Annotated in this window: 8 protein-coding genes; 4 read left to right on the forward strand and 4 right to left on the reverse strand. The window is 58.1% G+C overall.

The window, feature by feature from the left end; translation table 11 throughout:
* Positions 1-108: 108 nt before the first annotated feature.
* The 3 genes from NB063_RS13325 to NB063_RS13335 form a co-directional block, all read right to left on the reverse strand.
* Positions 109-1,839: a sodium:solute symporter family transporter gene (locus NB063_RS13325; protein ID WP_250929225.1), complete on the reverse strand. Its 1,731-nt coding sequence runs from the start codon at positions 1,837-1,839 to the stop codon at positions 109-111.
* A gap of 39 nt (positions 1,840-1,878) precedes the next feature.
* Entirely contained in the window at positions 1,879-3,288 is a 1,410-nt protein-coding gene (locus tag NB063_RS13330) for a DUF1501 domain-containing protein (RefSeq protein ID WP_250929269.1), read from the reverse strand.
* 202 nt (positions 3,289-3,490) lie between these two features.
* Positions 3,491-6,439: a PSD1 and planctomycete cytochrome C domain-containing protein gene (locus NB063_RS13335; protein WP_407652625.1), complete on the reverse strand. Its 2,949-nt coding sequence runs from the start codon at positions 6,437-6,439 to the stop codon at positions 3,491-3,493.
* Positions 6,440-7,064: 625 nt separating this feature from the next.
* On the opposite strand from NB063_RS13335, the gene NB063_RS13340 reads away from it, so the two are divergent.
* The 3 genes from NB063_RS13340 to NB063_RS13350 all read left to right on the forward strand — a co-directional run bounded on the left by NB063_RS13340 (position 7,065) and on the right by NB063_RS13350 (position 9,709).
* Positions 7,065-7,742 (forward strand): ABC transporter ATP-binding protein, encoded by a 678-nt coding sequence (locus tag NB063_RS13340; protein WP_250929227.1) that lies wholly within the window; start codon positions 7,065-7,067, stop codon positions 7,740-7,742.
* A 117-nt stretch (positions 7,743-7,859) separates the two neighbouring features.
* Positions 7,860-8,747 carry a DUF58 domain-containing protein gene (locus tag NB063_RS13345; protein ID WP_250929228.1) on the forward strand — a complete coding sequence of 296 codons (888 nt, stop codon included), beginning with the start codon at positions 7,860-7,862 and terminating at the stop codon, positions 8,745-8,747.
* Positions 8,748-8,815: 68 nt separating this feature from the next.
* The gene (locus tag NB063_RS13350) at positions 8,816-9,709 is read left to right on the forward strand and encodes an alpha/beta hydrolase (protein WP_250929229.1); all 894 of its coding nucleotides are present in this window, start codon (positions 8,816-8,818) and stop codon (positions 9,707-9,709) included.
* 94 nt (positions 9,710-9,803) lie between these two features.
* On the opposite strand, the gene NB063_RS13355 is transcribed toward NB063_RS13350, so the two are convergent.
* Positions 9,804-10,424, reverse strand: a complete 621-nt coding sequence (locus tag NB063_RS13355) for a hypothetical protein (protein ID WP_250929230.1) — start codon at positions 10,422-10,424, stop codon at positions 9,804-9,806.
* 472 nt (positions 10,425-10,896) lie between these two features.
* On the opposite strand from NB063_RS13355, the gene NB063_RS13360 reads away from it, so the two are divergent.
* On the forward strand, positions 10,897-13,365 hold the full coding sequence (locus NB063_RS13360; protein ID WP_250929231.1) for a S8 family peptidase: 2,469 nt from the start codon (positions 10,897-10,899) through the stop codon (positions 13,363-13,365).
* Positions 13,366-13,386: the final 21 nt, after the last annotated feature.

The following is a 13,386-nucleotide window of genomic DNA, read 5'->3' on the forward strand; positions in this document are numbered from 1 at the left end:
GAGTTGGGAGTTGGGAGTTGGGAGTTGGGAGTTGGGAGTTGGGAGTTGGGAGTTGGGAGTTGGGAGTTGGGAGTTGGGAGTTGGGAGTTGGGAGTTGGGAGTTGGGAGTTAGCGGAAAATCCAGTAGAGGATTGCCATGACGACGATCAGTCCGGCCGAGAGAAGGCGGGGGTCGCCTAAGCGGGTTTTGCCGGGGATTTTGAGGGCGGCTAGGGGCGTTTCCCAAGCGAGATCGGAACCGGTGGGCATGCCGTCGGTGGTCGCGCGTTGGACATCAGGCATCATGAGACTCAGGAGAATTTGGCCGATCACGCACAGCATGCAGAGGGTGAACGCCATCATCATGAATCCGCCAGGCAGTTGATTGAGTATCCCGTCAGGCACAAACGTGTTGATCGTGAAGATGCCGATGCCGAGGATTGAGCCGCCAATGAGCGTGGTCGCCGCGGCTCGCGAGCTCGAGCCCCGCCAAAAGACGCCGAGTACCAGCACGGCGGTGATCGGCGGTGCAACGTGCGAGATGATGCTCGCCATCCCGTTGTAGATGCTCTCGAACATGTTCAGCGCGGGAACGAGAGCGACCGCGAGGACGAGTGCGACGCCAGCGGCGATCCGTCCGGATCGGACCAGCGATTTGTCACTGACGGATGGGTTAAAACGTTTGATTAAGTCGTAGCTGACCAGGGTCGAAATCGAATTCATCGCTCCTGACACCGTACTCATCAACGCCGCCATCAGGGCTGCGACGAGAATCCCTCGCAGTCCAGGTGGCAGCAGTTCCGTAATCATGCTTGCGTAGACGCCTTTGGATTGCACCTCTTCGTCGACGGTGATCATTGACAGATCAAGTCTGCCGTCGACGTATAACGCATAGGCGAGCAATCCGGGTAAGACGAACAGGAATACCGGCAGGATCTTGAGCACGCCTGCGAAGATGGGTCCTTGGCGGGCGTGTTGTTCGTCTTTGGCTCCGAGGACGCGTTGGACGATGGTTTGGTCGGCGCACCAGTACCAAATTCCCAGCACGGGGTAGCCGAGCAGGACGGCGTACCAGGGCATGCCGTCTTTGTCGCCGTGGGGACGTAGCATGGAGAGCTTTTGTTCTTCGCCCTCCTGTTGCAAGATCGAGAGCAGGTTTTCCCAACCGTTCCAACCACCCGGAGAATCGGCTGGGCCGCCGAGTTGCCAGAACGCGAACCAAGTGATCAGCGCCGCGCCGGCCAAGAGAACAATCGTCTGGATGCTTTCCGTCACCACAACCGCCAGCAGTCCACCGACAATCGTGTAGATCCCGGTCAAAACGCACAGCACGATCAGGCTGTAGATCATCGGGATTTCAAGGAGCTCTTCGAGGATGATGCCGCCGGTTAGGAGTGCGAATGCGATGTGGATGACGACGGCGGTCAAGACGGACACGAATGCAAGGCAATCGCGACAGGTGCGGTTGTAGCGTCGCTCAAGGAAGTCCGGCAGCGTCGAGATTCCCGATCGGATGTAGAACGGGGCAAAGAAGAGTCCCAGCATCACGAGCGTGAAGCCGGCCATCCATTCGAAATTGCCGTTGAGGAGTCCGGTGTCGAACCCGTTTTGGGCGAAGCTGACCAAGTGCAGGGTCGAGATGTTGGTGGCGAAGAGGGCCAACCCGATGCTGGCCCAGCCGAGGCTTTTTCCGGCGAGGAAGTACTCATCAGCGGCGCCCTGTCGAGCTTTGTGTCGCCAAGCAGCGAGCAATCCGATCGCGACGATTCCTATCAGGTAGATGACGGCGACGGTGATGTCGATCGGACCTAAATGAACGCGCGTACCTAGTTCAGATAGTTCACTCGTTGTGTGCTCCATGAGGGGCGTTTCATTTTGGTGGGGAAGTGGGGAGTTAGATTAAGCGATCACGTCATTGATGACGTGTCCTTTGACATCGGTTAGACGCATGTCGCGGCCACCGAAGCGGAAAGTGGATCGCGTGTGGTCGACGCCCATGAGGTGCAGCATCGTGGCGTGGAGATCGTGAATTTCGACGCGGTTTTCGATTGCTTTGTATCCCCATTCATCGGTGGCGCCGTAGATCGTGCCCGGTTTGACTCCGCCACCGGCCATCCAAACGGTGAACCCGAACTGATTGTGGTCGCGTCCGTCTTTGCCTTGAGCAAACGGAGTGCGTCCGAACTCGCCAGCCCAGACGACAAGCGTTTCATCAAGGAGACCGCGTTGGCGAAGATCTTTGAGCAACGCGGCGATCGGTTGGTCGACCGCAAGGGCATTGTTTTCGTGACCCGATTTGAGGTTGCCGTGTTGGTCCCAGCGATCGCCTCCGACTTTGGGGCAGGTCAGTTCGATGAAACGCACGCCGCGCTCGATCATCCGTCGCGCGATCAGGCACTGCGCCGCATACGTTTGCGTGGGTTGGTACTCCGATTCCATGCCATAGGCTTTGAGCACGTGGGCGGGTTCATCGTTGAGTGACATGACATCGGGGACAGCCATCTGCATGGCGTAGGCGAGTTCATAATTGCGGATCGCCGATTCGAGGCTGTCGTGTTGCCCAAATCGATCGACAGCAAACCCGTCAAGTTGGCTGATCAGGTCGAGCTTGTCTCGCTGTCGTTGCTGAGTCGGTTCGGTCGGTTCGATGTTAGCAACGCCGCTGCCCGATGGTTTGAAGATCGAGCCTTGGTAGCTGGCCGGTAGAAAACCGCTGCCGAAACAATCGACGCCGCCCGGCGGGATCAGTCCGCCGTTGATCACGACAAAGCCCGGCAGGTTCTGGCACTCGCTGCCGAGGCCATAGTTCACCCACGCTCCCATGCTGGGGCGTCCCTGCAGTCCGCTGCCTGTGTGCAGAAAGTAGTTTGCAAACGTGTGTTCGGGGAACTCCGAAACCATCGATCGGATGATCGCGAGTTCATCGACACAGGTGGCCACATGAGGAAACAGATCACTGACGGGAATGCCAGACTCACCGTACTGGTTGAACTTCCACGGACTGGCGAGCACGTTGCCGTTGTTGTTGAACTGGGTCGGCTCGACGTCGAATAGTTTGCCGGGATCTTTGCCGTCGAACTTGTCGAGCATTGGTTTGGGATCGAAGGTGTCGATCTGCGATGGTCCGCCGTCCATGTAAAGGAAGATCACGTTTTTGGCGCGGACGGCATGATGTGGGCCGTGTGCGGCGGAGCCTTGCGGGACAGTGACTTTGGGTCCGGGAGGCGACGCGGTGGCCGCGAAGGCGGGGTCGGTTTGCAGGCCTGCTAATGCAACCGCTCCAAATCCGCTCGCACATCGCTTGAGCATCTCACGACGTGATGTCGGTGCGGGCTGATATCGCTGGCACGGGAAGGGGTAGTTTAGTGACATGGGAGGGACTGCAGGTGGGAGGGCGTTTCGAGGCGGGAAGGAGGAGGTGAGGCGGGAAGGGGGGGGTGTCGAGGAGCGGGCGGACGAAGTGAGGGGGGCTCATCACGCCGGCGTGGCGGTCACGTCATCATAGCACGGCTCACGGCAGGAAGATGAATTCCTTGGTATTGACCAAGGCGTGGGCAACGTCGGCCCACAGGTCGACGTCGTCGGGAGACACGTCTCTGGCTTTCGATTCGGAGTTGATGAAGGCCAACGTGATCGTGGTTTCTTGATCGGTCGGTGTTCTCGCGAAAGCCATCTCATACATTCGTTTGAGTCGCGATTCGGCATCGGCGTACTGTTCGATCGTCCGAGTCGCCCACGTTTTTGTTTGCTCCACCACAAACGGGTCGTTCATCAGAATCAGAGCTTGGGCGGGAACGTTGGAAACGTTGCGTCGTCCCATGGTGCTAAATGGTGCCGGTGTGTCGAAGGTGAGCATGAACGGGGACAGGAAGTTTCTTCGCACCGCGGTGTAGATCGAGCGGCGGCCTTCCCCATCGAGCGGTCCGCTCTTACGCGGCCTTCCACGTCCGTCCATAAACGGTGTCAGGTGGATCGGGATCGGCTCGCCGAACATGGTGGGATCGAGACGTCCTGACAAAGTGAGCAGTGCGTCGCGGATCGCTTCGCCCTCGAGCCGTTTGGGCGGACGGTGATGCCAGAACATGTTTTTGGGATCGGTTTGGATCGCCTCTGCGTCCGGCTGGCTGCTGAGTTGATAGGTACGTGAAAGCACGATTTTGCGGATCGTCTTTTTGATGCTTCGTCCGTTGGCATCAAAGTCTTTTGCCAGGTAATCGAGCAGTTCGGGATGAGTCGGCAGTTGTCCGAGGACGCCAAAATCGTCGACAGTTGGCACGATCCCACGTCCCATCAGGTAGTGCCAGATTCGGTTGACGGCAACTCGCGAGGTCAACGGATTGTCTGGGGCGTTGATGTGTTCGGCGAGTTCGAGTCGACCGCTGCCCTCACGGATCTTCATCGGCTCATTACCGCTGAGAGCGGTGAGGAAGTGGCGTGGTTCCAGATCGCCGGGTTTCGATGAGTTGCCGCGGATCAAGACATGATCGTCTTCGCTGGTTCCGTCCATCATGGCCATTGCCAAATGCGAGCGTCGCATGATTTGACCTTGGAGTGCAGACCGTTCGCGTTTCCAAGACTCGACGAGGTCGGCGGCTTCTCGGTTGATCAATTCGTTTGCGGCGTTTTCATAATCGGCAATCGCTGCGGCGGCGTTGGCGGTGTGTTCGTCGATCGATTTGGTCGTGTCACGATCGGTCCCTTGGAGAACCAGCGACACGGCGAGTTGTTTGTCCTCGGCGGGCGTGAATTCGAGGTGGATGCGGTGGCCGATGTAACGGTCCAGACGCATGGTGACCCAATCGCTATTGCCTTTGATCGGCTTGATCGTTTCGCCGTGCAGCGGACCGGCGATAAGTCGGTGTGAATCGACGCAGGCGACGACATGGCCTTCCCCGCGGACGCGGATGGAGACGTCGCCGTTTTCGAGTAGGAAGGTTGGCGTACGGAGCGTGCGGCCGCTGCGGGGAATTTGATAGAGTCGATTGCGGTGGCCGATTCCCTGTTCGGTGATCGATTCGAGACCATTCCAGATCGGATCATTGATTGCCGCATTTTCGGTCGAGAATGCCAGTGACTTTCCTTCTTCGCCGAGGGTCCAATAGGCGTCGCCGATCGCGGTCGGTCGATTGCCGAAGATGAAACCGTCTTGCATGTATTGGTCGCCGGCGAGCGAACCGTAATCGACGAGTGATGGGACGCTCAGCGGTGCGATTGTTGGGCGAGTTAGCCCGTTGTTTTGCAGAACGCCTTCGAGTTCATGTCGATAGGACTCGTCGAGTGCATTGATTTGTTGTGCGACGCGTCGGTTGTGCTCCAGCGACTCAAACCGTACTTCGCGGAAATCGCTGCTTTGCAAGAACCCAGACAGCGAATAGTAGTCTGCCGTCGAAATGGCATCGAACTTGTGATCATGGCAACGGGCGCAGGCCACCGTCACGCCGAGGAATGTTTTGGACATGACATCGATCATGTTGTCAAAACGGTCCGCTTCGTCTTTGCGAATGTCGACGGGGGAGTGAACCCATTCGCCCAAGAACCAGAATCCGGTGCCGAGGATGGATTCGTTGTATCCCGTCTCGGGGTTTAATCGCGGATTCGCGAGTAGGTCGCCGGCGAGATGTTCCCGGACCAATTGGTCGTACGGGACGTCTTCGTTGAGGGCACGAATAATGTAATCGCGATACTGGAAAGCGTTTCGGGTATCGTCATCGAATTCGTGGCCTCGCGATTCGGCGTAACGCACGAGATCCAACCAATGGCGTCCCCATCGTTCACCGAACTGAGGTGAGTCGAGTAATTGATCGACGAGATTTTCGAGAGCGTTCGGGGATGTGTCGCTTAGGAAGTTTGCGGTTTGTTCGGGAGTGGGCGGCAGGCCGATGAGATCGAAGTACAACCGCCGCATCAGTTCGGCGCGTCCCGCGTCGCCGGTGGGTTTCAGGTTTTGGGCTTCGAGACGCGCGAGGATGAATCGATCGAGTTCATCATGTGGCCACTGCGTGTCGGCGACGTCCGGAATCTTGGGTGACTCAATGGGTTGCCAAACCCAATGTTCATTTCGTCGGGATTCGATGTCGAAGGTGGGGCGGGTGAAGTCGCCGCCAGCTTCTTCGGCAGGCCAGGGGGCACCCATTTCGACCCACCGCTCCAGTGCAGCGATTTGTTCGGGGGGGAGCATTCCGGCGGGCGGCATTTCGTACGATTCGTATCGGACCGCTTCGATGAACAGGCTACCGTCGACGTCGCCGGGAATGATCGCTTCGCCGGAATCGCCGCCATGCAGTAGCGCCTCTCGGCTGTCAACGAAGAGGCCGGCTTGAAGTTTCTCCGATTCGCCGCTGTGGCAGGAGTAGCAGGCCTCGACCAGGACCGGGCGAATCTCTTTCTCGAAGAATTCGAGTTGTTCCGCGGTCGGCTCGGCACCGACGGTGTCGGACGCCATCGTGGCATCGGCAGACATCGTCAACAGCACAGAAGCCAGTGCTAAGCATAGGAAGATAACAAAGCGGTTCATCGGCTCTCTTTCGGATCGGTCTGTTTGCACGTCCCTCATCACCATCATTGCGTGCCAAAACGCTTCCTGTGAGGATAATGTGCGACGGTCGATTAATCCATTGCGACACGCCGCGTAGGCATCATCGACACCTTCATTACGGATTAATGTACCCTCGGCACGCTGCCCATCTTTGGCCGGTGGGATCGGTAACCATGACGACGATCACTGCGAATCCGTTCGCATTCTGGGCATCCACCTGACCGGCCATTGGCTTCTACGATACACTAGTGGCTTGAATAACCTAAATTTGAAGGGTTGCTCGAACCGGAGGGCTCGCGCCCTGCCGCTTAAAGCCTAGCGGAACGGCGCGAGCCGTCCGGTGTCACCCCCAAATCGAATGCTAATCAAGCACGAGTGTTTTGGCTGACCTGAATAAAAGGGTTGCTCGAATCGGAGGGCTTGCGCCCTGCCGCTAATATGCCTAGCGGAACGGCGCGAGCGGTCCGGTCCCACCCCAAGTTTTTAACGCTGACAAAGCACTCGTGGGTGGGCCGCAAAACGAACAAACGCCAATGTCGGAGGGCTGTGAGTGCTAGTTGTCGAGAATGTCAAGAAATCTTATGCGACGGTGGGCGAGCCGCTGCAAGTCTTGCGTGATGTTTCGCTCAGTCTCGAACCCGGACAATCGGCAGCGATCGTCGGCCCCAGTGGCAGTGGTAAGACGACGTTGCTGCAGATCTTAGGAACGCTGGACCAGCCAGATGAGGGGAGCGTGACGATCAATGGTACCGATCCGTTCACCCTTGATGAAAAACGACGGGCAGCGTTCCGGAACAAAACGATTGGGTTTGTCTTTCAAGATCACCATCTGTTGCCACAGTTATCGGTGATCGAAAACGTGTTGATTCCCGCCTTGGCAACGGGGAAACCGACGGACAATGATACGCAGCGTGCCATCTCGCTGATCGACGCCGTGGGGTTGAGCGAGCGAAGTTCCCACTTACCGGGTGAGTTGTCCGGCGGAGAACGGGAGCGGGTGGCGATCGCGCGTGCGATGTTGATGCGTCCAACCTTGATTCTAGCTGACGAGCCGACCGGGAATTTGGATTCTCGCACGGCGAATGACATCACCGAATTGTTGCTTCGATTGCAAGCCGATGAAAAGGCGGTGCTGATCACGGTGACACATTCGTTAGCACTTGCCGAAGCGATGGGAAGCCAGTTCGAATTGAGCGAGGGTAGGCTCGTCCAACGGGCGACGGTCTAGACACGATCGCGGTGCCGCGTTTGATCGTCGGCCGCGTCAGGCCACGGTTGGCATTTGGGGAAAGAGCGTTTTCCGACTTCGATTTTGATCCACTCATTTCACGGAAGTGATTCGCGTATGACACAGTCGCTCGCTCCCGAGACGTTGCAGAAAATCAAGCGGCTCGATTTGCGCGCCCGCATGGTCGTGCGAGGTTTTTTGCAAGGATTGCATTCGAGCCCGCTGCAAGGGTTTTCGGTTCAGTTCAGCGAGCATCGGCGATACAACCGTGGGGACGACCCCAAACAACTCGATTGGCTGGTGTACGCCAAGACAGATAAGTACTACGTCAAACGTTACGAAGCTGAAACCAACCTGACCGGTTATCTGGTCATGGATTTGTCGAAATCGATGGGGTTTAGTGAACGCCAGTCGATGACCAAGTTCGAATATGCGACTTGCCTCGCCGCGTCGTTAACGTATTTGATGACGATGCAAAAAGATCCGGTCGGTTTGCTGACATTTCGAGACAAACTCCGCGCGGTGCTGCCCGCTCGAAGTCGACGGGGGCATTTGGGGGATGTCATGGCGGCGTTGTCGGGGATGACGCCTGACGGCACCACTGATATCGCGACGAGTCTGGTGCAAGTCGCCGCGATGTTGCGACAGAAAAGCTTGGTGATGTTGTTCTCCGATCTGCTGGGCGATCCCGTTGAGATACTCAACTCACTCGGACGGCTGCGTCATGGGGGGCACGACGTGATCGTGTTTCATGTGATGGACGAAGCCGAGGTGCATTTCCCCTATGATGGCCCGGTCGAGTTTGAAGATCCCGAGACAGGCGAAGTCGTGACGGTGGATGCGACCGGTTTTCGAGCCGAGTATCTGCGCGGCGTGGACGCGTTTCGCGAAACCTATAGCGAAGGTTGCAATCGGATGCGAATTGACTACGTTGCGCTAGACACGAGCATGCCGTTTGACAAAGCATTGACAGAATATTTGCAGCAACGACAGGCTCGGTTCTGAAATTCCCCACCCGTGCTCACACTCGGTAGAGTGTGAGCGAGCTTTCAATGAGAGTCTCCGGTAATCCGATGCGAACATTCCCCACGCGATTGAGTGTCTTCCCCGTAGCAGTGCTGTGCGCGATGGCAATTGGGATTCCGGTTTCGGCTGGCGAAGAAGCATCGGCTACGGCAGGAAGTGCGTCCGCGGCACCGGTGGAAAACAGTTTCATCTACAAGCAAGTGGAGCACCAAGGTGAGACTCGAGAGTTGCGTGTTGATTGGACGCGGCCGGCGGATTGGTCAGCCGGCGATCAACGCGGCGCGGTTGTATTCTTGCACGGCGGCGGCTGGGTCGGTGGTGCGCCGGGACAGTTCGCCGGTCACAGCGAAGAACTCGCGAAATTGGGTCTGGTCAGTTTTCGCGTTGAGTATCGTTTGTTGAGCAAGAAAAGCAGCCTGCCGCCGGATGATTGTGTGGAGGATGCTTCCGACGCATTTCGGTATGTCCGCAAAAACGCGGCTCGTTTTGGGATCGATGCCAACCGAATCGCGGCGGGCGGTGGATCGGCGGGCGGCCATTTGGCAGCTTATTTGGGCATGATGGACGATCAAGTCGTCGATGGCGTTTCGCGGAAACCCAACGCTTTGCTGTTGTTTAATCCGGTTTACGACAACGGCCCCAATGGTTGGGGAACGAAACGCGTGGGTGATCGTTATGCCGAATACTCACCGGCACACAACATCACTGAAGACGATCCACCGGCAATCGTTTTTTTGGGTGACCGTGACAAGTTAATTCCAGTCGCAACGGCAGAGCGATTTCAACGTCTCAGCCGTGAGGCGGGTTTGAAGAGCGAACTGCGAATCTACGAGGGGCAATCACACGGATTCTTCAACCAGAAGGCCGGTGGTGGCGAGTATTACAACAAGACGTTGCAAGAATCGATTGCATTCCTACGTGAAGCAGGATGGATGCAATGATCGCGTGAACCGCGAGCGGCTGGCAGCGTGCATGGCCCGTGGCTCGACAGCGTTAGGCTGACTGTCACGGCGGACGTGCTGTCTCGCGGAGCGATTAGGCGGCGCGGCGAATCGGTTCGCAGTCGGTGTGGCGAATCGCCCACCTGCCGCTCGTGTTGGTCAACACGCTGGTAGTGGCACGGGTGACTTTCCCCAAGAAAGTTGCCAACTCGGCTGCGTTGGTTGCGTCGACTGCTGAATCGATCAGGATCAGGTCCATCGCGCCAAAGCGGTGGGCGACGTTGACGAGTCCGCGGCCGACCGGTTCGGGGAAAATGACGGGGCGAATGGTGAGTCCAGCGAGTTGCCGGTGATAGTCACGCATCGCGAGAGTGCCGCCGCCGAGTTCAAACTCATCGATCACGATGGCCTTGATCACGCCAGGCTGGATTCCCGATTCATCCAACATCGAAAGGATGGCAGGCATCCGTGAACCATCTCCGACGCCGATCTCGAGAATGCTGGACGGACGTTTGTCACGGACTACTTTCAGGAGCCCGTCGTGTTCACCACGGGAAAGCATCGAGAGCACGCCGCGTTTGGGCGGTGCGATCTGCGGGGCCTGTGGAGCGGTGGCCGTCGTCGCTACTGGCGTTGCGGCAGGCCGTTTGGTCGAGACGCGAGGCGTCTTCGGTGCTGTCTTTGCCGCAGACGGCTGAGGAGCGACGGGCTGCACAGGTTGTGCCGGTTGCGACGGAGCGCCTACCGGTCGCGGCGCCGGTGCGCTCGCGACGGGACCAACCGCAGCGGATTCTGAATTCGCGGTTGTCTCCGATTTCTCAGATCGTCCGCAAAGTGAATTCCAAATCTTTCTCAAAGACATCGCTGTCGCACCCTGACTTGTCGCTCCCACCGGACTTACCACCGCCAAGGGCGCGGGTTGTCGCGCGTGCCGCCTGGCTACTCAATTGTTTCGGAACACCCTGACCATGGACTCAAGCCTCTTGATAGAGGGTCCGGTTGGGCAAGATCGGTAAGTCGAACCGTCGAATGTCCGCGTGTTTTGTGCGTCTTAGACCTCGATCGTGAACTAGGTTTCAGCGGAAGAACCGTTCCGAAATGGTTTGTCGGCGAATCGCTCGGTCCGGTTGTAACGATTCAATCGCAATGTGTCGGTAAGGACACTTGCGCACTCGACGGCGATAGGCATGAAACCCCAAACGACTGTTCCCCGTTCCGCTCCCACTGGAATCGATCTCTCCCCAACCGGGATTGAGAGTTGTGAACCTCGTTTCGCTCTTTCGGCCAGCATGATGGGAGCTTGGCTGGCACCTTTGGCAGATCCGTTAACCGATCACACGCCTGAACTTCAAACCGCACAGGACCAGCCGTTTTCAGCACCGTGTCCCGCCGACATGTATGCGATTGGAAATGATGCGTTCGGCGGTAATGCGTCGATCAACTCTGGCGTTTCTTCCGCGTCGACGGCAGCAGACTTTCCGCTCTCGATCGCGCCGGCGGTTTTGGATCCCTCGATCCATGGTTCGTCGCTCAACAATCTCGATGACCTGTTCGCGCAGGCTGCCTTGAATTCGGGGGCGGACGGTACGGGCAGCAGCCTGCTCGCTCAATCGGCACGGATCGGGGCCTCGAGCGGTTTTGACGGGCTCGGTCAAACGATCGCGGTGATCGATTCTGGGATCGCGTACGACCACTACGCGTTTGGTTCAGGATTTGGTTCAGGATCACGCGTCGTCGGCGGGTGGGACTTTGCCGAGAACGATGCAGACCCTTATGACGATGCACCGGCGGGTTACCACGGTTCGCACGTTGCGGGTCTAGCAAGCGGGATCGCAACGACGCTCGACGGAAGCACGTTTCGCGGCGTCGCACCGGGCGCTGACATCGTCGCGCTGCGTGTATTTGACGATGCGGGGAGGGGCAATCTCGGATGGATCGAACAGGCGCTGCGTTGGGTGCATGACAATCAAGACTCGTTCGATTCGCCGATCACGACGGTGAACTTGTCATTGGGTACGGAGCTAAATGATTCCAATCGAGACGGCGCGCTAGCGATGCTCGAAGATGAATTGCAGATGCTTTACGAAGACGACATTCTCGTCTTTGCCGCGGCGGGTAACTCGCAGGCGAATCTCACACCAGGGGCCGATGATTTGATGTATCCGGCGTCGAGCCAGTGGGTGACGGCGGTGGGGTCGGTCGATACGAGCGGCAACCTCAGCGGGTTTTCGCAGCGAGAGAATGGGATTTTCACGGCCGAAGGTCAGCAATTACAAAGCGCCGTTCCCGAACACGTGCGGGGATATGACGGATATGTGAACGACTATGCGGCACTGAGCGGTACCAGCATGGCGAGCCCGCAGGTTGCGGCGGCGTCGATGTTGGTCCGTCAAGCGATGGAGGCGGCGGGGCTCGAGCCGACTTCAGCGAGTATTCTCGATCGTCTTGAATCAACGTCAGTCACCCACACCGATCCGTCGACAGGGCTAACCTACCGAACGCTCGATCTCGAAGCCGCAGTTGACTTCGGCGATTCAAACAGCGGGCTGCCTGATGGAGAATCGGTGCCCGACAACACTCCGACGACGATCGATGGATACGTCGGCGGAGCGACTTCGAATAGCATCGAGTTGGATTTGCGAAATCTGATCAGTGGAGATGCTCAAGCCAACGGTGACGTTTGGTTGAGCGATGAAGCGGGGCGATACCTCGTCAATACGGGTGCGGGCTCGACGGCGACCAGTCCGATCGTGATCGATGCCGGAGAGGGCGGCGACTCGCTGCAGATTTTTGGATCGACTGGTTCAGAACAACTCACACTGCGTCCGTCGAGCGGTGCTGGGGCCGGGAATTCTTTGTTGACGTTCCCCGGCGGTGTGATCGAGTTGCGTGGGTTTGAGAGTGTGAGCTTTGTCGGCGGCGGTGGGCAAGATCGGGCGACGATGTATGATTCCGATGGCGACGACGTATTGCGATCCAGCGCGAGTTCGGCACAGTTTACCGGACGTGGGTTCGAGTATCAGTTGGAAGACGTCGACAAGTTTTACGTTTACGCGACCGCCGGCGGCAGTGACACGGCGCACCTGAGCGATTCGGTGTACGACGATCAATTGGTCATTCGGCCTCAGTTCAGTTCGATGCGGGGCGGCGATCAGTTTCAAGCGGCGTTCGGTTTCGAACGCGTGTTCGCCTACGCCGAGAACGGCGGCCACGATGCCGCGGACCTGGGAGACAGTGCGGGCAACGATTTCATGTCGATCGCGCAGACCCGGTCGCTGATCAGTGGCGTGGGTTACCGGGCGAGTGCGTCGGGGTTTGAAAATGTTGTGGCGACGGCATCGCAAGGAGGTGAGGACACCGTCCGGATCTATGTAGACAGTCCTGACGGATCGTGGCACACGAGTGAGTCGTTGACGCAGTGGACGGGAGCCGACGGAACGAGCCGCATCGCGCGTGGCTTTGAACGCAGCGAAGCGTTTGAGCAATTCGAAACCGTGCCAGTCGGTTCGCAGGCGGTCGCCGCGCAAGCGGTTGTGCCGCAAACGATGGCCTCATCGAGCGATTCCTTGGTGCCGCCGCGATCGCTCGACGATCTCAAACGCGAGGCCGACGATCATCTTCGCGGACTGCGTCAGCTATTCGAAGACTACATGTAGTTCCGCGCAGCGTGCCAGGGC

The sequence above is a fragment of the Aporhodopirellula aestuarii genome (genome assembly GCF_023701485.1).
GTDB lineage: Bacteria > Planctomycetota > Planctomycetia > Pirellulales > Pirellulaceae > Rhodopirellula > Rhodopirellula aestuarii.

Excerpts from the sequence above, each read along its gene's own strand:
- NB063_RS13325 (WP_250929225.1), bottom strand. The coding sequence starts at position 1,839 with ATGGAGCACACAACGAGTGAACTATCTGAACTAGGTACGCGCGTTCAT.
- NB063_RS13330 (WP_250929269.1), bottom strand. The coding sequence starts at position 3,288 with ATGCTCAAGCGATGTGCGAGCGGATTTGGAGCGGTTGCATTAGCAGGC.
- NB063_RS13335 (WP_407652625.1), bottom strand. The coding sequence starts at position 6,439 with ATGTCTGCCGATGCCACGATGGCGTCCGACACCGTCGGTGCCGAGCCG.
- NB063_RS13345 (WP_250929228.1), top strand. The coding sequence starts at position 7,860 with ATGACACAGTCGCTCGCTCCCGAGACGTTGCAGAAAATCAAGCGGCTC.
- NB063_RS13350 (WP_250929229.1), top strand. The coding sequence starts at position 8,816 with ATGCGAACATTCCCCACGCGATTGAGTGTCTTCCCCGTAGCAGTGCTG.
- NB063_RS13360 (WP_250929231.1), top strand. The coding sequence starts at position 10,897 with ATGAAACCCCAAACGACTGTTCCCCGTTCCGCTCCCACTGGAATCGAT.